The sequence below is a fragment of the Pseudomonas sp. J380 genome, from assembly GCF_009827115.1.
In the GTDB taxonomy this organism is placed as follows: domain Bacteria; phylum Pseudomonadota; class Gammaproteobacteria; order Pseudomonadales; family Pseudomonadaceae; genus Aquipseudomonas; species Aquipseudomonas paracarnis.
In genome coordinates this window covers 2,025,688-2,043,113 of sequence record NZ_CP043060.1, presented here as the reverse complement: position 1 = coordinate 2,043,113, position 17,426 = coordinate 2,025,688, and the positions used below count along the sequence as shown (strand labels likewise).

Annotated in this window: 16 protein-coding genes; 8 read left to right on the top strand and 8 right to left on the bottom strand. The window is 60.3% G+C overall.

Going from position 1 to position 17,426, the window contains the following annotated elements; genetic code table 11:
* Positions 1-25 precede the first annotated feature (25 nt).
* On the bottom strand, positions 26-976 hold the full coding sequence (locus tag FXO12_RS09055; protein WP_054920154.1) for a LysR family transcriptional regulator: 951 nt from the start codon (positions 974-976) through the stop codon (positions 26-28).
* 108 nt (positions 977-1,084) lie between these two features.
* On the opposite strand from FXO12_RS09055, the gene FXO12_RS09050 reads away from it, so the two are divergent.
* Positions 1,085-1,834, top strand: coding sequence for a sulfite exporter TauE/SafE family protein (locus tag FXO12_RS09050; protein WP_034127144.1), 750 nt, complete (start codon positions 1,085-1,087; stop codon positions 1,832-1,834).
* Here the strand turns inward: FXO12_RS09050 and FXO12_RS09045 are convergent.
* Positions 1,824-2,705 (bottom strand): LysR family transcriptional regulator, encoded by an 882-nt coding sequence (locus tag FXO12_RS09045; RefSeq protein ID WP_054920153.1) that lies wholly within the window; start codon positions 2,703-2,705, stop codon positions 1,824-1,826. The two genes, FXO12_RS09050 and FXO12_RS09045, sit on opposite strands and share 11 nt — an antisense overlap.
* Positions 2,706-2,775: 70 nt before the next feature.
* Between FXO12_RS09045 and FXO12_RS09040 the strand changes: the two genes are divergently transcribed.
* Both FXO12_RS09040 and FXO12_RS09035 read left to right on the top strand, forming a co-directional pair.
* Positions 2,776-2,982 carry a DUF1127 domain-containing protein gene (locus FXO12_RS09040; RefSeq protein WP_034127146.1) on the top strand — a complete coding sequence of 69 codons (207 nt, stop codon included), beginning with the start codon at positions 2,776-2,778 and terminating at the stop codon, positions 2,980-2,982.
* A gap of 45 nt (positions 2,983-3,027) precedes the next feature.
* Entirely contained in the window at positions 3,028-4,257 is a 1,230-nt protein-coding gene (locus tag FXO12_RS09035; protein WP_054897898.1) for a winged helix-turn-helix domain-containing protein, read from the top strand.
* A 96-nt stretch (positions 4,258-4,353) separates the two neighbouring features.
* Here FXO12_RS09035 and FXO12_RS09030 read toward each other — a convergent pair whose 3' ends face one another.
* Positions 4,354-5,700, bottom strand: a complete 1,347-nt coding sequence (locus FXO12_RS09030; RefSeq protein WP_054897897.1) for a class II 3-deoxy-7-phosphoheptulonate synthase — start codon at positions 5,698-5,700, stop codon at positions 4,354-4,356.
* A 123-nt stretch (positions 5,701-5,823) separates the two neighbouring features.
* On the opposite strand from FXO12_RS09030, the gene FXO12_RS09025 reads away from it, so the two are divergent.
* Complete coding sequence (locus tag FXO12_RS09025; RefSeq protein ID WP_054897896.1) at positions 5,824-6,579, top strand: spermidine synthase; 756 nt, start codon at positions 5,824-5,826, stop codon at positions 6,577-6,579.
* 127 nt (positions 6,580-6,706) lie between these two features.
* Here FXO12_RS09025 and FXO12_RS09020 read toward each other — a convergent pair whose 3' ends face one another.
* Positions 6,707-7,498 (bottom strand): crotonase/enoyl-CoA hydratase family protein, encoded by a 792-nt coding sequence (locus FXO12_RS09020; RefSeq protein ID WP_034127150.1) that lies wholly within the window; start codon positions 7,496-7,498, stop codon positions 6,707-6,709.
* Positions 7,499-7,921: 423 nt separating this feature from the next.
* On the opposite strand from FXO12_RS09020, the gene FXO12_RS09015 reads away from it, so the two are divergent.
* Positions 7,922-9,595, top strand: a complete 1,674-nt coding sequence (locus FXO12_RS09015) for a DEAD/DEAH box helicase (RefSeq protein ID WP_014717677.1) — start codon at positions 7,922-7,924, stop codon at positions 9,593-9,595.
* Between the two features lie 133 nt (positions 9,596-9,728).
* On the opposite strand, the gene FXO12_RS09010 is transcribed toward FXO12_RS09015, so the two are convergent.
* Positions 9,729-10,496 carry a class III extradiol ring-cleavage dioxygenase gene (locus FXO12_RS09010; RefSeq protein WP_057976653.1) on the bottom strand — a complete coding sequence of 256 codons (768 nt, stop codon included), beginning with the start codon at positions 10,494-10,496 and terminating at the stop codon, positions 9,729-9,731.
* A 103-nt stretch (positions 10,497-10,599) separates the two neighbouring features.
* On the opposite strand from FXO12_RS09010, the gene FXO12_RS09005 reads away from it, so the two are divergent.
* Positions 10,600-11,256: a thiopurine S-methyltransferase gene (locus tag FXO12_RS09005; RefSeq protein WP_057976655.1), complete on the top strand. Its 657-nt coding sequence runs from the start codon at positions 10,600-10,602 to the stop codon at positions 11,254-11,256.
* Between the two features lie 182 nt (positions 11,257-11,438).
* Here the strand turns inward: FXO12_RS09005 and htpX are convergent, their stop codons facing one another.
* Complete coding sequence (htpX, locus tag FXO12_RS09000; RefSeq protein ID WP_003189904.1) at positions 11,439-12,326, bottom strand: protease HtpX; 888 nt, start codon at positions 12,324-12,326, stop codon at positions 11,439-11,441.
* A 304-nt stretch (positions 12,327-12,630) separates the two neighbouring features.
* A complete protein-coding gene (locus FXO12_RS08995) occupies positions 12,631-13,842 on the bottom strand; it encodes a pyridoxal phosphate-dependent aminotransferase (protein ID WP_044273990.1) in 1,212 nt (403 codons plus the stop codon).
* 202 nt (positions 13,843-14,044) lie between these two features.
* Between FXO12_RS08995 and msrB the strand changes: the two genes are divergently transcribed.
* Both msrB and FXO12_RS08985 read left to right on the top strand, forming a co-directional pair.
* Complete coding sequence (gene msrB, locus FXO12_RS08990) at positions 14,045-14,437, top strand: peptide-methionine (R)-S-oxide reductase MsrB (protein WP_034127154.1); 393 nt, start codon at positions 14,045-14,047, stop codon at positions 14,435-14,437.
* 150 nt (positions 14,438-14,587) lie between these two features.
* Positions 14,588-15,073, top strand: coding sequence for a glutathione peroxidase (locus FXO12_RS08985; protein ID WP_034127155.1), 486 nt, complete (start codon positions 14,588-14,590; stop codon positions 15,071-15,073).
* 21 nt (positions 15,074-15,094) lie between these two features.
* Here FXO12_RS08985 and FXO12_RS08980 read toward each other — a convergent pair whose 3' ends face one another.
* Positions 15,095-17,404 carry a response regulator gene (locus tag FXO12_RS08980; protein ID WP_057976657.1) on the bottom strand — a complete coding sequence of 770 codons (2,310 nt, stop codon included), beginning with the start codon at positions 17,402-17,404 and terminating at the stop codon, positions 15,095-15,097.
* Positions 17,405-17,426 lie beyond the last annotated feature (22 nt).

Below are 17,426 nucleotides of genomic sequence, written 5' to 3'. Positions count from 1 at the left end.
CGCCAGGTAATTTTTGCCGGAGGCGTCAGACCAAGCCACTTTGCAATGCCAGATCCCAAGGCGGCACCGGGCTGAAACGGGATTTGAGATATTCAAGCAACAATCGGCTGCGCGCATTGGGCTGTTGCTCCAGGCGCAGCGCATAAATGCCGGCGGTTTCCGGGCTCGGCAAACCGTCTTCACAAAACAGCGGCAACAGTTCACCGCGTACCAGGTATTCACTGGCCAACCAGGTCGGCAGGTGAGCGATGCCCAGCCCGGCCAGTGCACCCGAAAGCAGGGCTTCGGCATTGTTGGCGCTCATGCGGATGCGCCGGGGGCGATAGGTGGTGCGACGCCCGTCCAGTTCGAAGCGCCAGGCGAACATTGGCGCCAGCCCGTCCCAGTCCAGGCCATCATGTTCGCTCAGCTCTCGAGGATGGGCCGGCGTGCCACGGCTTTTCAGGTACGCGGGGCTGGCGCAGGCGATACGCACAATGCTCGCCAACGGCGTAGCGACCAGCCGGGTATCGACAATATGCCCAGCGCGCAGAACCAGATCGACCTTGCCCAGATGCGCGCCCTGCATATCGACAAAGCTGTCGATCAAGTGCAGGTGCACGTCCAGTCCTGGGTACAGGTTTAAAAAGTCCGCAATGACCGGCGCCAGATGCCGGCGGCCGAATGCTGCGGGCGCATCGACCCGGATCAACCCCTCCGGCGCATGGCTCAGCGAGACCGCTTCAGCCCGCGCCAGCTGCAACTCGTTGACAATCCGTCGTGCCCGCTCGGCAAAGGCCAGGCCCGCCGAGGTGGGCACTACTGCATGGGTGCTGCGTTGGAACAGGCGGCTGCCCACTGAGTTCTCCAGGCTGTCGATACGCCGGGCCACGGCGGAAGGTGTCAGCGGATGGCGGCGCGCGGCGGCGGAAAAGCTGCCGGCTTCCAGCACATCCAGAAACAGGCTGAGTTGGTCGGTCAAGGTGTTGGGGTTCATGGCTCGACGCTTATGCGAGATTGGCACAGCCATTGTGCGTTGCTGTGCGTTTCCGCGCCAGAGCCGACTGCGTAGCATGCAAAGCTTGGAATTGCGGAGTAGCGAGCGGTGTGGGATCTAGTGATGTACCTGGCATTGGGTGCGGCGTTGGGCACCGTGGGTGGGCTGTTTGGCATCGGCGGCGGGCTGATTGCTATCCCGGTACTCGGCGTGTTGTTCGGGCTGGATCAGCAAATTGCCCAGGGCACCGCTTTGGTCATGGTCGTGCCGAACGTGATGCTCGCCCTGTGGCGCTATCACCAACGTAACCGCATCGAGTTGCGTCACGCCTTACCCTTGGGTGTGACCGGCTTTTGCTTTGCCTGGCTGGGATCGATCTGGGCGGTGGGGCTGGATGCGGGCGCCATGCGCATTGGTTTTATTGCGTTCTTGGTGGCGCTGTCTGCCTACAACCTGCTGCGCATGTTCACCCGCAACGCGCCGCCCACCACGCAAATGCGTTATTCCTGGCCCTGGCTTGGCGTCTTGGGCGCGGCATCCGGCTCCATGGGCGGGCTGTTCGGGGTCGGCGGCGCGGTGGTGGCCACACCGGTACTCACCAGTGTGTTCGGCACTACTCAAGTGGTTGCCCAAGGGTTGTCGTTGGCCTTGGCGTTGCCCAGTACCGGTGTGACCCTGGTCACCTATGCCTGGCACCACGAGGTGGACTGGATGATCGGCCTACCGCTGGCGGTGGGTGGCCTGCTGAGTATCAGTTGGGGCGTGAAAGTGGCTCATGCCTTGCCGGAGCGCCTGTTGCGCGGCCTGTTCTGTGGCTTTTTGGTGGTGTGCGCGGTGATGCTTACCTTTAAAGTTTGAAGCCTTCGACGATGTAGTCCGCCAGGCACTCGGTGATCGGCGAGGTCATCTGCGGGTTACGCAGCAAGCGCAGGTTCATCGACGGCAAAGGCGGGAAGCCTTCGTCGCTGCCGAGCACTCGCAGGTCGTCGGTGACCAGGCTTTCCATGCTGACCATCGCCGCCAGGCCCGCACTCACCACCGCCAGGATCGCTGCTCCGTTAGAGCTGTGATAGGCCAGGCGATAATCTCGCCCGGCCGCGTCCAATGCCGCACGTGCCCAATGGGTGTACAGGCACTCGTCGCCGGACACCGCCAGAGGCAGGGCATCGTGCTCCTCCACACAAAAGCACGGTGATGCTGCCCATACCATGCGTTCGGTACGCAACAACTCACCCAGATCATTGCCGGGCTCGCGGCTGATCACGGTCAGCGCCAAGTCCCGCCGTTGCATCAATACGGTCGATGCTTCGCAGTGCATTTCGATTTGAATCAGTGGGTAGGCTTTGGAGAACTGTTTCAGGATCCCTGGCAGAAAGCGCATCAGATAGTCATCCGGCGTGCCGATGCGCACCAATCCCACCATATGCGGCTCGCGCAGGGTATTGAACACTTCACTGTGCAATTTCAGGATGCGCCGCGCATAACCCAGCAGCACCTGGCCTTCGGGCGTGAGCCGTACCTGCCGGCCATCGCGCTCGAACAGTTTGCGCTGCAACACGTCTTCTTCCAGACGCTTCATCTGCATGCTGACCGCCGATTGAGTGCGATTGACCGTCTCGCCGGCACGGGTGAAACCGCCCTGGTCGGCAATGGCGACGAAGGTGCGCAGCACGTCTGTGTCGATGCTGGGATAGGCGGACAACTGATCAATTTCCGAGATGTAATGCATAAGAAACATTCGTTGGATTGATCATAATGCCAGGCACACACTGTCGTCATCCCCACTGGAGGGCGAGAAGATGAAAGGTCAAAAAGGTTTCATATCGACGGATAACTGGCCGTTTTCCGGGCTGTTTCACACATTCGCGCGTTGGCAACTGTTGCATCAGGAGCGGCAGATGCTGGCGACCTTGAGCGATGACGCACTCAAGGACATCGGGCTCAATCGCGCAGACGTCGCGCAGGAAAGCCATCGGCATTTCTGGGAAGACCCGCTGCGAAAATAAGCCCGGATGCAGTAGGGTAGGGCGCGAGCCTCAATGGAGATCGCCATGCCCGCCGACCTGTGTATTTCACTCAAGCAAGCTCGACGCATGGCGCTGGCTGCCCAGGGGTTTTCCGGGCGCCAGGCGCCTGCACAGATAAAGGCCACGCACCTCAACCGCTTGATCGAGCGCCTGGGCGTTTTACAGATCGACTCGGTCAATGCGCTGGTGCGTTCCCACTACCTGCCCGTGTTTTCTCGCCTTGGTTCTTATTCCCCATCGATTCTTGAGCAGGCGGCCTGGAGCCTGGGGCGGCGGCGTTCTCTGTTTGAATACTGGGGGCATGAGGCGTCGCTGCTGCCCTTGGCGCTGTACCCGTTGATGGGTTGGCGTATGGAGCGCGCCCGGCAAGGGCAGGGGATCTATTCGCAGATGGCACGTTTTGGCCGTGAGCAGCAGGCGACGATTCAGCGCGTGTTGCGCACCGTCGAACAGCAGGGCGCCGTGGGGGCGGGTAGCTTGTCGACCCGCGAGGAGCGTGCCGGTCCCTGGTGGGATTGGAGTGATGAAAAGCACGCGCTGGAATGGCTGTTCGCCGCTGGCCTGGTCACGGTTGCCGGTCGTCGAGGGTTTGAGCGGCTTTATGATCTGCCCGAGCGTGTTATTCCCGCAGAGGTGCTCAGGGTCTCCATGAGTGAAGGTGAAGCGCAGCGTGGCTTGCTGTTGCACAGTGCGACTGCATTGGGTGTCGCCACCGAAAAAGACCTGCGCGATTATTTCCGCCTCGACCCCGCCGACAGCCGCAACCGCTTGGCCGAGCTGGTTGAGGATGGGCAACTGCTGGCGTGCCAGGTGCGGGGCTGGAAACAACCGGCGTATTGCCTGGCGGCGCCCAAACTGCCGCGCAACGTGCCGGCCAGTGCATTGTTGTCGCCGTTCGATTCGCTGATATGGGAGCGCAGCCGCACCGAGCGCTTGTTCGACTTTCGCTATCGCCTGGAGATCTACACGCCGCAAGAAAGACGCGTGTACGGCTATTACGTCCTACCGTTTCTCCACAACGAACGCATTGCCGCACGCGTCGACCTGCGGGCCGAGCGTGCCCATGGGCGCCTGGCCGTGCATGCCGTGCACGAGGAAGAACCTGGGCTGGATGAGGAAGGTATGTTGGCGCTGGCCTTGAACCTGCGAAAGATGGCCGACTGGCTAGGGCTGGAACAGATCCAGCTCAATTGCCAGCGGCCCAGTGCTGCCCGGTTGAGGGCTGCGATGCTGAACCGGGATGTCAGCCTTTAAGGCTCTATCGCGGGCAAGCCCGGCTCCCACATTTGAACGCGTTTTTCTGTGGGAGCCGGGCTTGCCCGCGATGGCGTCATCCCCGTCGATAAAACGTCAGCGCTTTACCTGTTTCAAGGTCTCGGCAATCAGGAACGCCAACTCCAGCGACTGATCGGCATTCATCCGTGGGTCGCAATGCGTGTGGTAGCGGTCTGACAGGCCATCTTCGGTGATCGGTCGTGCGCCGCCGATGCATTCGGTGACGTTCTGCCCGGTCATCTCGATATGGATCCCGCCGGCATAGCTGCCTTCTGCCTGGTGCACCTGGAAGAAATCCTTCACTTCGCCAAGGATCTGCGCAAAGTCGCGGGTCTTGTAGCCACTGCTGGCCTTGATGGTATTGCCGTGCATTGGGTCGCAACTCCACAGCACCTGCTTGCCCTCGCGCTGCACGGCACGGATCAGGTTGGGCAAATGGTCGCCGACCTTGCCTGCACCCATACGGGCAATGAGGTTGAGGCGGCCAGGGTCGTTATCCGGGTTGAGGATGTCGATCAGGCGGATCAGGTCCTCCGGGTTCATGCTCGGTCCGACTTTCACGCCGATCGGGTTGTTCACCCCGCGCAGGAACTCGACATGGGCGCCGTCCAATTGACGGGTACGGTCGCCGATCCACAGCATATGCGCCGAGCAGTCGTAGTAATCGTTGGTCAGGCTGTCGCGGCGCACGAAGGCTTGTTCATAGTTGAGCAGCAACGCTTCGTGGGCGGTGAAGAAGCTGGTTTCGCGCAATTGCGGCGAGCTGTCCATGCCACAGGCGCGCATGAAGGCCAGGGTTTCGTCGATGCGGTCGGCCAGTTGGCTGTACTTTTCGGCGAGGGCGGAGTTGGCGATGAAATCCAGGTTCCATTTGTGCACTTGGTGCAGGTCGGCAAAACCGCCCTGGGCAAAGGCGCGCAGCAGGTTGAGGGTGGCGGTGGACTGGTGGTAGGACTGCAACAGGCGGTCCGGGTCTGGCACGCGGCTTTTTTCGTCGAAGCCGATGCCGTTGACGATATCGCCACGGTAGGCGGGCAGGGTGATGCCGTCGATGGTTTCATCGTTGGCCGAACGTGGCTTGGCGAACTGGCCGGCCATGCGCCCGACTTTCACCACCGGGCAACCGGCGGCGAAGGTCATGACAATGGCCATCTGCAGCAGCACCTTGAAGGTGTCGCGGATCTTCGCGGCGGAAAACTCGGCGAAGCTCTCGGCGCAATCGCCACCTTGCAGCAGGAAGGCACGACCCTGGGTCACTTCGGCAAACTGACGGCGCAATTCGCGGGCTTCGCCGGCAAACACCAGGGGCGGGTAGCTCGCCAGGCTCTGCTCCACTTGCTCCAAGTGCGCGGCGTCCGGGTATCGGGGTTGCTGCTGGATCGGCAGGGCTCGCCAGCTATCGGGACTCCAGGGGTGGCTCATCATGAACTCGTTTGCAGGTGGATGTTAGGGCGTCAATGTTAGCAGCAATTAGTGCGTGACCTGTGGTTGCCGCTTGGCCGACAATCGCGCCTTTGTCGTGCGGTAAACCCTTTAGGAGTAGTGATGAGCGAGGAGCGTGTCGAGCGCCTGCTGGCCGAAGTCCATGATGAATTCGGCATGATCCGTGTGCTTGAAGTGGCTGATTACCGCTTTCTCGAATTTGGCGACGCCATCGAGCAAAGCTGTGTGTTCACTGCTGACCCGAGCTGGCTGGAGTACGACTACACCCGCGCGATGCTGATCGGCGCGTTGTGCCATGAACAGCCGGAAAGTGCGTTGTTCCTCGGCCTGGGCGCGGGCACGTTGACCCAGGCATGCCTCAAGTTCCTGGCGCTGGAGGATGTTGAAGCCATTGAGCTGCGCCCCGATGTGCCGCGCCTGGCGATTGAATATCTGGGGCTGGATGACGATCCGCGCTTGTACATCCGCATTGGTGACGCGCTGCAATTGCTCGACAGTGCTGAATCGGCCGATTTGATTTTCGTCGACCTCTACACCGATGTCGGCCCGGGCGTGGGGCATCTGGCCTGGACCTTCCTGGAAAACTGTCAGAAGAAACTCAACCCCGGCGGCTGGCTGGTGATCAACCAGTGGGCCACCGATGACGGCAAGCCGCTGGGGGCGGCGTTGCTGCGTGGGTTGTACCACCGGCATTACTGGGAGCTGCCGGTGAAGGAGGGCAATGTGATTCTATTGGTGCCTTCGGAGCTGGATCAGGTGTTGGACCTGGATGCGCTGTCAGCCCGCGCCGAAGCCTTGGCGCCGCGATTGGGGTATTCGTTGCAGTCGTTGATCAAGGCGATTCGGCCAGCAACTTAGTTGTCAGTTCGGACGCTTTCGCGGGCAAGCCCACAGTCGAGTTGCACTCTGTGTTGAAATGCAATCCCCTGTGGGAGCGGGCTTACCCGCGAAGAGGCTCTCACTGGCGACGGCTAATTCAGTTTGTTCAAATCCCCTTGAACACCCCGGGCCGCTTCTCGACCATCGCCCGAACACCCTCCTTGGCGTCCTCACTGTTGAGCAGTTTATCCACCATGGGCGGCAGCGCGGCGGCTGCGACGGCCTCACCCTCCATGCGCGCCAGGCGTGCCGACATCAACGTTGCCTGCACACCCAGCGGCGCCTGGCGGGCAATGCGGTTGGCCAATTCAATGGCACGGGGCAACAGGTCTTCACTGGCCATCACTTCCTGCACCAACCCCAGGCGCAGGGCCTCATGGGCGTCGAATTCGTCGCCGGTGAGCAGCCAGCGCATCGCATTGCCCCAGCCGGCAATCTGATGAAAGCGCAATGTCGCGCCGCCAAACGGAAAGATGCCGCGTTGCACCTCCATCTGGGCAAAGCGGGTATTGCTGGCGCAGAGGTTGATATCCGCCGCCAGCATCAACTCGATACCAATGGTCAGGCAGTAACCTTGGGCGGCGACGATCACCGGCTTGCTCACGCGCGGGCCGGCAAACACCCCCCACGGGTCGCACCCTCCCAGCGGCGGTTGCCAGCCGCCGGCCATTACGCCGCTGACATTGGCCAGGTCCAGTCCTGCGGTGAAGTGATCGCCATGGGCAAACACCACGGCCACCCGTGCGTCATCGTTTCGATCAAATTCGCCATAGGCCAGGCTCAGTTCATTGAGCAAATCCAGGTCAAAGGCGTTGCGCTTGGCCACGCGGTCCAGGCCTAGCAATAGAACATGGCCCTCAAGTGCGCGGCTGACACGGCTACTGCTGGCTTGATTCATCGGGTGTGCCCTCGGGGCGCAGGTGAGGTTTCAGACCAAAGGGTCTCAATGGGTGGGTGAACCGTTTAAGCTCGATAACCAACAGGGCCGGGCCTTTGAAAAATAGACCCTGGCGCATGGATCTGCAAAGCGCGTGACCCAGTGCGGTTTATCGGCGCCTGGCGATAAAAAAAGCTCCCTTTTTCAGCTATTTCCGGTATAGTGCGCGCCGGCCTTTAACCGGGCCGCGTTTAGGTAGCGCAATTCCCCGAAGTCAGCTTCGGCTGCACGTCCGCACAGCGGACTCTTCCTTGACGAATCTTTTTCATTCATTCGTTTTCGCAAATCCCCGCCGACAAAGCAGCCAGGGCGACTCTTGAGTCTCAACACGGCATGCGCAGCTTTGGAGCATGGGTCTTTGCGGATGCACTTAGAGGCAGACCCATGACCCAGGAAACCGGCGGCTTCGCCGCTTTTAATCTTAACCCGAATATTCTTGCAGCCGTCGCAGCGACCGGCTACGAAGAACCTTCGGCGATTCAGCAGCAATCGATCCCGATCATCATGGCCGGTAAGGACATGATTGGCCAGGCGCAAACCGGTACCGGTAAAACCGCCGCGTTCGCCCTGCCTATTCTGCATTGCATCGATCCTGCCAAGCGCGAGCCGCAAGCCCTGATCCTGGCGCCAACCCGTGAGTTGGCGCTGCAAGTAGCAACCGCCTTTGAAACCTACGCCAAGCAAATGCCGGGTGTAACTGTTGTGGCCGTTTACGGCGGCGCGCCTATGGGCCCACAACTCAAGGCAATCCGCAATGGCGCACAGATCGTTGTCGCCACTCCGGGCCGTCTGTGCGACCACCTGCGTCGTGACGAAAAAGTCCTGTCGACCGTGAACCACCTGGTTCTGGACGAAGCTGACGAAATGTTGAAGCTGGGCTTCATGGATGACCTGGAAGTCATCTTCAAGGCGCTGCCAGCGACCCGTCAGACCGTACTGTTCTCGGCTACCCTGCCGCAGTCCATCCGTGCCATTGCCGAACGCCACCTGCGCGATCCGGAGCACGTGAAGATCCAGACCAAGACCCAGACCGTCACCGCGATCGAACAGGCTCACCTGTTGGTTCACGCTGACCAGAAGACCTCGGCTGTATTGAGCCTGCTGGAAGTCGAAGACTTCGACGCCCTGATCATGTTCGTGCGCACCAAGCAAGCGACCCTGGACCTGGCCAGCGCCCTGGAAGCCAAAGGCTACAAAGCCGCTGCGCTGAACGGTGACATTGCCCAGAACCAGCGTGAGCGCGTGATCGACTCCCTCAAGGATGGCCGTCTGGACATCGTTGTGGCGACCGACGTTGCTGCCCGTGGCCTCGACGTTCCACGTATCACCCACGTGTTCAACGTTGACATGCCTTACGATCCAGAGTCCTACGTTCACCGTATCGGCCGTACTGGCCGTGCCGGTCGCGAAGGTCGTGCATTGCTGCTGGTGACTCCACGTGAGCGCCGCATGCTGCAAGTGATCGAGCGTGTTACCGGCCAGAAAGTTGCCGAAGTCCGCCTGCCGGATGCCCAGGCCGTTCTCGATGCGCGCATCAAGAAACTGACCAACAGCCTGGCGCCACTGGTGGCTGACGCTGAATCGACCCACGGCGACCTGCTGGACCGCCTGACCGCCGATATCGGTTGCACCCCGCGTGCCCTGGCTGCAGCCCTGCTGCGCAAAGCTACCAATGGTCAGGCCCTGACCCTGGCAGCCATCGAAAAAGAACGTCCACTGGTTCCGAACAGCGCGCCACGCGGTGATCGTCCAGAGCGTTCCGGTGACCGTCCAGACCGTGGTGACCGTGAGCGTCGTGCTCCAGTGCCATTGGCTGAAGGCCGTGCTCGTTGCCGTACCGCGCTGGGTGCGCGTGATGGTATCGCTGCCAAGAACCTGCTGGGCGCTATCCTCAACGAGGGTGGCCTGGCACGTGAAGCCATCGGTCGCATCCAGGTGCGTGATAGCTTCTCCCTGGTGGAGTTGCCGGAAGACGGCCTGGAAAAACTGCTGGCCAAGCTCAAAGACACTCGCGTTGCCGGTAAGCAGCTCAAGCTGCGTCGCTACCGCGAAGATTGATCCGCCCTTGGGCTGATTGATCGCACATAAAAAATCCCCGACTGGTTCGGGGATTTTTTTTCGCCTCATGTTTTAGGCTCCGACGCGATCAACTGTGAGAGCAGGCAAGCCAGCTCCCACAGGTATAACGGTTTCAGCCAAAGCGATAGATATCCATGCCCAAGGCACCCAGTGTGAAGCCTTGGTGCGCAACGCTGAAATCTGCGCCCGCACCCCGCGCAAAGTACAGCGGCAGCAAATGTTCATCGCTGGGATGGCTGCGCACGGCATGTGGCGCCTGGCGGCGATAGTCATGCAAGGCGGCGTCGTCATTGGCCGCGAGTCTGTCGACCACCCAGTCACGAAATTCCCGGGCCCACGGTGTGATCGTCTCCGGCCCGGCGCGCCAATCCAGTTCGCCCAGGTTGTGGGTGATGCTGCCGGAGCCGATCAGCAGCACACCCTGTTCGCGCAGGCTCGCGAGTGCATGCCCGACTCGAGTCTGCAAAGCCGGGCCCAGGCGGCTGGGCAAGGACACTTGTACCACCGGGATGTCCGCTGCCGGGTACATCAGCGACAGCGGGACCCAGGTGCCGTGGTCGAAGGGGCGTTGCTCGTCAATACGTGCAGCCAGGCCGTCGGCGTGCAGCAGTTCGACGATCTCACTGGCCAACTGCGGGTCACCCGGCGCGGGGTATTGCACCGCAAACAGCTCGCGCGGAAAGCCACCGAAGTCGTGCCAGGTTTCGGGGGCAGCACTGCCGCTGACCAGCAGGTCCGGGCTTTCCCAATGCGCCGACACCACCACAATGGCTTTGGGCCTTGGCAGTTCGGCAGCCAGGCGCTGCAGCGCAGGACCGCTGGCACCGGGTTGCAAGGCCAGCATGGGCGAGCCGTGGGAGATAAACAGGCTGGGGAGCATGAGCAGGGTCCTGAGGGTTAAGATGGAGTCATCTTCAATCAGATCATCGATCTAAATCTAATATAAGTTTTAGCGCCTTTTGATCGAATTTTCGGAGTGATTCATGCAGCCTGAATTTTGGCAGGACCGCTGGGCGAGCAATCAGATCGGCTTCCATCAGCGCGAGGTCAATCCCTATTTGCAACGGCACTGGCCCGTGCTGGGGTTGCCCGAGGGGGCAAAGGTGCTGGTACCGTTGTGTGGCAAAAGCCTGGACTTGGTATGGCTCGAGAGCCAGGGGTACCCGGTAATGGGCGTGGAGCTATCGGAGCAGGCGGTTGAGGCGTTCTTCAGCGAGCAGGGACTTGTGCCGCACGTCAGTCAGCAGGGCGCCTTCAAGGTCTATCAGGCGGGCCAGATCGAACTGTGGTGTGGCGATTTCTTCAGCCTGAATGCGCAGGCGCTGGTCGGTTGCCGCGGCATATATGATCGTGCCGCGTTGATCGCATTGCCTCCGCTGATGCGTGCGCAATACGCCGAGCACCTGAATGCCTTGCTGCCCTCAGGCTGCCAGGGTTTGCTGATTACCCTCGATTACGACCAGAGGCAGAAGGCCGGCCCACCCTTTGCTGTCACGGACAATGAAGTGCAGGTGCTGCTGGGATCGTATTGGGCGTTGGAGCAGTTGGAGGAGCGAGACATCCTGGGGGAGAGTTGGAAGTTCGTGCAGGACGGTGTTAGCCGCCTTGAAGAGCGTGCTTATCGGCTGACCAGGCGCTGAAAGGGTTTTTCCTTTTGTAGGAGCGAGCTTGCTCGCGAAAGACGTCAACGATAACGCGTGCTTGCTAAATGAACGCGGCGCCTGCGAGTTTTTCGCGAGCAAGCTCGCTCCTACAGAGAGCGGTGAAATCAGCAGGCACAAAAAAGGGGCGATCAGATCGCCCCTTGTCGAGTCATCCGCTATCAGCCCCGGCGACGCAGTGCGTCAATCCGCTCTTCCAGCGGCGGGTGGCTCATGAACAGGCGAGCCAGGCCCTGCTTGATGCCGCCGTTGATGCCGAAGGCGGTCAGGCTGTCGGGCATATGCACCGGCAGGCCCTGTTCGGAGCGCAAGCGTTGCAGCGCGCCGATCATTGCGCTGGTGCCCGCCAGGCGTGCGCCGGCTTCATCTGCGCGGAACTCGCGTTTGCGCGAGAACCACATCACGATGGCGCTGGCCAGGAAGCCCAGGACCAGCTCGGCGAAAATGGTCGCCACGAAGTAGGCAATACCACGGCCTTCTTCGTTCTTGAAGATGACCTTGTCGACGAAGTTGCCGATGATCCGCGCAAAGAACATCACGAAGGTGTTCACCACGCCCTGTACCAGCGCCAGGGTGACCATGTCACCGTTGGCCACGTGCCCGATCTCGTGGGCCAGCACCGCCTTGACTTCGTCGGGCGAAAACCGCTCCAGCAGGCCCTGGCTCACGGCCACCAGCGCGTCGTTCTTGTTCCAGCCGGTCGCAAAGGCGTTGGCCTCATAAGCCGGGAAAATCCCGACTTCGGGCATTTTGATGCCTGCTTCTTGAGACAACTGCTCCACGGTTTGCATCAGCCATTGTTCATGGCGAGTGCGTGGTTGCGTGATGATCTGGGTGCTGGTGCTCATCTTTGCCATCCACTTGGAGATGAACAGCGAGAACAGCGAACCGGCAAAACCAAAGACTGCACAGAAAATCAGCAGCTGATTGAGGTTCAGATCAACCCCATTGGCCGCCATGAACCCGTTGAAGCCAAAAAGGCTCAGGGTGACGCTGGCAATCAGTACGACTGCCAGGTTAGTGGCCAAGAACAGCAGGATGCGCATCATGGTTGTAGAATTCTCCTCATGCTTAATATGTCGCTCACTGCGGGGTATATAAGGTGCGGCATGGGGTGATTCAACCGGGGGACTATTTCAAACTGTGTCCTACACCGTTGGCGTAGGGCCTTGAAGGGATTTTCCGACCTGTATTGTCAGCCTTGCTCGACCCGATGCTACCCTGTCGCCCCGTGATTATAGGGGGCACGTCATAGGCAGGGGCCAAATGAAGTACAACCGCAAGTAAGTGACACAGAAGTGTTGCCAGATAATCGCTGTACGACCCTTTGAGAGTCGTACAGCGTCAATTGCCTTACTGGCGATAGGACTTCAGGAAGTTACCGATGCGACCAATCGCCATCTCCAGGTCATCCACACGTGGCAATGTCACCACGCGGAAGTGATCCGGCCATGGCCAGTTGAAGGCGGTACCTTGCACGACCAGCAGTTTTTCTGACAGCAGCAGGTCGAGCACGAACTTCTCGTCGTTGAGGATCGGGCAGACTTTCGGGTCGATCCGCGGGAACGCGTAAAGCGCGCCCATGGGCTTCACACAGCTCACGCCGGGGATAGCGTTGAGCAGCTCCCAAGTGCGGTTACGTTGCTCCAGCAGGCGACCTTGGGGCAGGATCAGGTCGTTGATGCTCTGGTAGCCGCCGAGGGCGGTCTGGATCGCGTGCTGGCTCGGTACGTTGGCGCACAGGCGCATGTTGGCCAGCATGTCGATGCCTTCGATGTAGCTTTGCGCATTGTGCTTGGGGCCGGAGATGGCGATCCAGCCGGAGCGGAAACCCGCCACGCGGTAGGACTTGGACAGGCCATTGAAGGTCAGGCACAGCAGGTCCGGGGCCAGGGAGGCGGTGCAGATATGCACGGCGTCATCGTAGAGGATCTTGTCGTAGATCTCGTCGGAGAACACCACCAGGTTGTGCTGACGCGCCAGTTCCAGCATGCCCAGCAATACTTCCCTGGAGTACACGGCGCCAGTGGGGTTGTTCGGGTTGATGATCACCAGGGCCTTGGTGTTGGGCGTGATCTTGGCCTTGATGTCGGCCAGGTCCGGGAACCAGTCGGCGCCCTCATCACACAGGTAATGCACCGGGTGGCCGCCCGCCAAGGTCACGGCGGCGGTCCACAGCGGGTAATCCGGGGCTGGCACCAGGACTTCATCGCCATTGTTGAGCAACGCCTGCATGGACATCACGATCAGCTCGGACACGCCGTTGCCCAGGTAGATGTCCTCGATGCCGACGCCTTCGACCTGCTTCTGCTGGTAGTACTGCATCACCGCCTTGCGCGCGCTGAACAGGCCCTTGGAGTCGCTGTAACCCTGGGCGGTCGGCAGGTTGCGGATCACATCCTGAAGGATTTCGTCCGGCGCTTCGAAACCAAACGGCGCCGGGTTGCCAATGTTCAGCTTGAGGATGCGATGGCCTTCCTCTTCCAGGCGTTTGGCGTGCTTGAGCACCGGGCCGCGAATGTCATAGCAGACGTTGGCGAGCTTGTTCGATTTGCTGACCTGCATGGCGATGTGATCCTGAAAATGAACGATCCCGACGGCGTAGGCACTACCGTAGGGTGAAGCCTGCACGGCCCGCACCCATAAATACGTTTGAATGCCGATGGCGCGGGTGCCAGACTGGCGTTTTGAAGAGGCGCAATCATACGTGCCGCCTGATCCATGGAAAAGACACAGATCAGGGTTTTTCAGTTGCCGAGGTGTACCGATGGATAAGTTGCAGAAAACTGTAGATGAATGGAAGGCGATGCTCGATCCGGAGCAGTACAACGTGTGCCGTCTCAAGGGTACCGAGCGACCGTTCAGCGGCAAGTACAACGCCACCAAGACCGACGGCGTCTACCACTGCATCTGCTGCAACGAGCCGCTGTTCGATTCCAAGGCGAAGTTTGATTCCGGCTGTGGCTGGCCCAGTTTCTATGAGCCGATCGCCGACAGCGCGATGGTCGAGATCCGCGATGTCAGCCACGGCATGATTCGCACCGAAGTCACCTGCGCCAAGTGTGATGCACACTTGGGGCATGTGTTCCCGGACGGCCCACCGCCGACGGGCCTGCGCTACTGCATCAATTCGGTATGCCTGGAGCTGGTGCCGCGCTAGGCTTGCATGGTCCCTGTAGGAGCGAGCTTGCTCGCGAAAAACGTCAACGATACGGCGGGTTTCCTGAATGAACGCGGCGTCTGATAGTTTTTCGCGAGCAAGCTCGCTCCTACAAATAAGGCTCTTCTTTCCCTGACTTGAGGCATTGCCATGAGCGACTCCCTGCTGAGCATCCCTTGCACCACCATCAAGGGTGAGCAAAAGACCTTGGCCGACTTTGCCGGCAAGGCCATTCTGGTGGTCAACACCGCGAGCAAATGCGGCTTCACACCGCAGTACAAGGGCCTCGAGCAACTTTGGCAGCAATACAAGGACCAGGGCCTGGTGGTGCTCGGCTTTCCCTGCAACCAGTTCGGCAAGCAGGAACCCGGCAATGAAGGCGCGATATCCGAGTTCTGCGAGCTGAACTTCGGTGTCAGTTTTCCGCTGTTCAAGAAAATCGACGTCAATGGCAGCGATGCCCACCCGTTGTTTGTGCAGTTGAAAAAACAGGCCCCGGGGCTGCTAGGTTCCAAGAACATCAAGTGGAACTTCACCAAGTTTCTCATTGGCCGTGATGGCAAGCAGGTCAAGCGTTTTGCGCCAACCACCAAGCCCCAGGACTTGACCCAGGAGATCGAAGCCCTGCTCAAATGACCGCAATATTGCGGGTACCCATCAGAGGCTGGTTGTCTTCGGTACCCACAGTTCCAGTAAGGCGTTGAGTTCTTCACGGCGAAACGGCTTGGCCAGGTAATCGTTCATTCCAGCGGCCCGGCAACGCTCGCGTTCTTCGGCCATCGCGTTGGCGGTCAAGGCAACAATGGGCAAGTCCGGCCAACGCCCGCTCCGGCGAATTTGTCGGCTGGCCTCATAGCCATCCATCACAGGCATGTTGCAGTCCATCAACACCAAGTCGAAGCGCTGGTCCTCCAGAAGCTTGAGGGCTTCGCCGCCATGGGCCGCGACGATCACCTCACACCCGAGCTTGCTGAGCATGCCCTTGGCCACCAGTTGATTGACCGCGTTGTCCTCCACCAGCAGGATGCGCGCGCGGTGCGCAAGCGGAGCGGTTTCTATCTGGACCGGGTCGAGCACCAGTTGCGCGCCGCTGCGCAGGTTGCGTTGCAGGATCTGGTACAGCGCGTTGCGGCTCAATGGGCGCGCTTGTTGCTGCAGCGGCGCCAGGGCCGTGACTTCTTCGCTGGGCAAAAAGTTGCCATAGGCGGTAACCAGCAGAATCGGCGCGCTGATGCCCGGGCGCAAGCGGAACAAGCATTCAGGGCAGTCGGTGATCAACAGGTCGGGCGCCAGCCCGCTCAAATCATCGTCCTGGGAATAGCAGCGCGGTGTCAGCCCCCAAGAGGGCAATAGCGTGGTGAGCAGCTCCGTCAGCCCGCCGCCGGCGTTGGTGATGGCGATCACCTTGCCCGTGAGCGGTGCATAGCGCATGGCAGGCAAATGCGCGGGCAGTGGGAGGTCGGCGCAGAACTGGCTGCCAAAGCCCACCTCCGAGCTGATACTCAAGCGGCCTTGCATGGCTTCGCACAGGTTATGAGTCAACGCCAGGCCCAATCCCGTCCCGCCAAACTGGCGGGTAATGCCAGCGCCGGCCTGGGTGAACGGCTGGAAGATTTTCACCTGGGCTTCCTGGGCGATGCCAATGCCGGTATCGCACACTTCAATGCTGACCCGGCCGTCTAGGGCGCGCAGGCGCACATCGACGCGGCCAAAGCGGGTGAACTTCAAGGCGTTGGAGAGCAAGTTACTGACGATCTGCCGCACACGGGTAGGGTCGCCGACCACCTGGGCGGGAAATTGCGGGTCGATCAGGCAGGTCAGCTCCACGCTCGGAGCGGCATTTTGCGAGAGCAGGTTGGCGGTATCTTCCACCAATGAACCCAGGTCGAACGGGATATGCTCCAGTTCCAGCTGGCCGGCGTCGAACTTGGACAGGTCAAGAATATCGTTGAGCAACTCCACCAGCACTTTGCCTGAGTCATGGGCAATGGACAGTTGCTGGCGCTGTTCGGCGGTCAGCGGGCTATCCAGTGAGAGGGCAATCATGCCCAGCAACCCATTGAGCGGCGTGCGAATTTCATGGCTCATATTGGCCAGGAATGCTGCCCGTGCCTGAGCCATGCCCAGCGCAGTCATTTTCGCCGCCTCCAGCTCATCGTTGGACTGGCTCAAGCGTTGGTTGCTGGCCTTGAGTTCGAGGGTGCGCGCAGAAACGATATTTTCCAGTTGCCCCAGATACTCCGTGAGGCGATCTTCGGCATGGCGCCGTTGCTGGATCTCGGTTTCCATGTTTTCGAATTGTTGGTTGGCGACGCTGACCAGCACGCCGATTTCATCGTGTTCATGCCCCGGTGGGCAATCCAGGCGCGCCTGTTTGCGTGTGCTCAGCTCGCGGATAATGCGCACCAGCGGTTGGGTGAGCATTACGTAGAACAGGCCGAGCAAAATCCCGGTGAGCAGCAGGCTGCGGGCGAAGCCGTTGAGCAGAGTGATCTCGGCGCGATGCAGGAAACGGCTGCCAAAGGCATAAGTATCGACGTCCAGGCGTAGCACACCAAGGGAGTCGTTGGGCATATGGCTGAGAAACAGTCGGTCTTCGAATTGGCGATTGGCACCAAACAGAAAATCGCTGACCGGCCGATAGTTGCTTTCCTTGCGCGGACGGTTGACGTCGGCCAGCACCACGCCATTGTTGTCGATCAACTGCGCGCGGATGATGGCGGGGGAGTGCAGCAGGCCCAAGGTCAGTTCCTGGGCGAGTTCGGCATCGATGTTGTAGGCGATTCTTGACGCCGGGTTATGGCTGATTTCAATCAGTGAGCGTATTTCACGGTTGATGGATGCGTCTTCACTGGCATAATCAATGCCGATTTGGATCAGACTGAGCAGGGTTCCCAAGACGAAACCGACCAGCACAGTCAATCTGGCTTGTTTATAAGACAAGCGGTGGGCGAACTTGATATCCATCGAGTGTTGAACCACTTAGCGT

Coding starts and splice junctions, on each gene's coding strand:
- FXO12_RS09055 (WP_054920154.1), bottom strand. CDS start 976: ATGAACCCCAACACCTTGACCGACCAACTCAGCCTGTTTCTGGATGTG.
- FXO12_RS09045 (WP_054920153.1), bottom strand. CDS start 2,705: ATGCATTACATCTCGGAAATTGATCAGTTGTCCGCCTATCCCAGCATC.
- FXO12_RS09040 (WP_034127146.1), top strand. CDS start 2,776: ATGAAAGGTCAAAAAGGTTTCATATCGACGGATAACTGGCCGTTTTCC.
- FXO12_RS09035 (WP_054897898.1), top strand. CDS start 3,028: ATGCCCGCCGACCTGTGTATTTCACTCAAGCAAGCTCGACGCATGGCG.
- FXO12_RS09030 (WP_054897897.1), bottom strand. CDS start 5,700: ATGAGCCACCCCTGGAGTCCCGATAGCTGGCGAGCCCTGCCGATCCAG.
- FXO12_RS09025 (WP_054897896.1), top strand. CDS start 5,824: ATGAGCGAGGAGCGTGTCGAGCGCCTGCTGGCCGAAGTCCATGATGAA.
- FXO12_RS09020 (WP_034127150.1), bottom strand. CDS start 7,498: ATGAATCAAGCCAGCAGTAGCCGTGTCAGCCGCGCACTTGAGGGCCAT.
- FXO12_RS09015 (WP_014717677.1), top strand. CDS start 7,922: ATGACCCAGGAAACCGGCGGCTTCGCCGCTTTTAATCTTAACCCGAAT.
- FXO12_RS09010 (WP_057976653.1), bottom strand. CDS start 10,496: ATGCTCCCCAGCCTGTTTATCTCCCACGGCTCGCCCATGCTGGCCTTG.
- FXO12_RS09005 (WP_057976655.1), top strand. CDS start 10,600: ATGCAGCCTGAATTTTGGCAGGACCGCTGGGCGAGCAATCAGATCGGC.
- htpX (WP_003189904.1), bottom strand. CDS start 12,326: ATGATGCGCATCCTGCTGTTCTTGGCCACTAACCTGGCAGTCGTACTG.
- FXO12_RS08995 (WP_044273990.1), bottom strand. CDS start 13,842: ATGCAGGTCAGCAAATCGAACAAGCTCGCCAACGTCTGCTATGACATT.
- msrB (WP_034127154.1), top strand. CDS start 14,045: ATGGATAAGTTGCAGAAAACTGTAGATGAATGGAAGGCGATGCTCGAT.
- FXO12_RS08985 (WP_034127155.1), top strand. CDS start 14,588: ATGAGCGACTCCCTGCTGAGCATCCCTTGCACCACCATCAAGGGTGAG.
- FXO12_RS08980 (WP_057976657.1), bottom strand. CDS start 17,404: ATGGATATCAAGTTCGCCCACCGCTTGTCTTATAAACAAGCCAGATTG.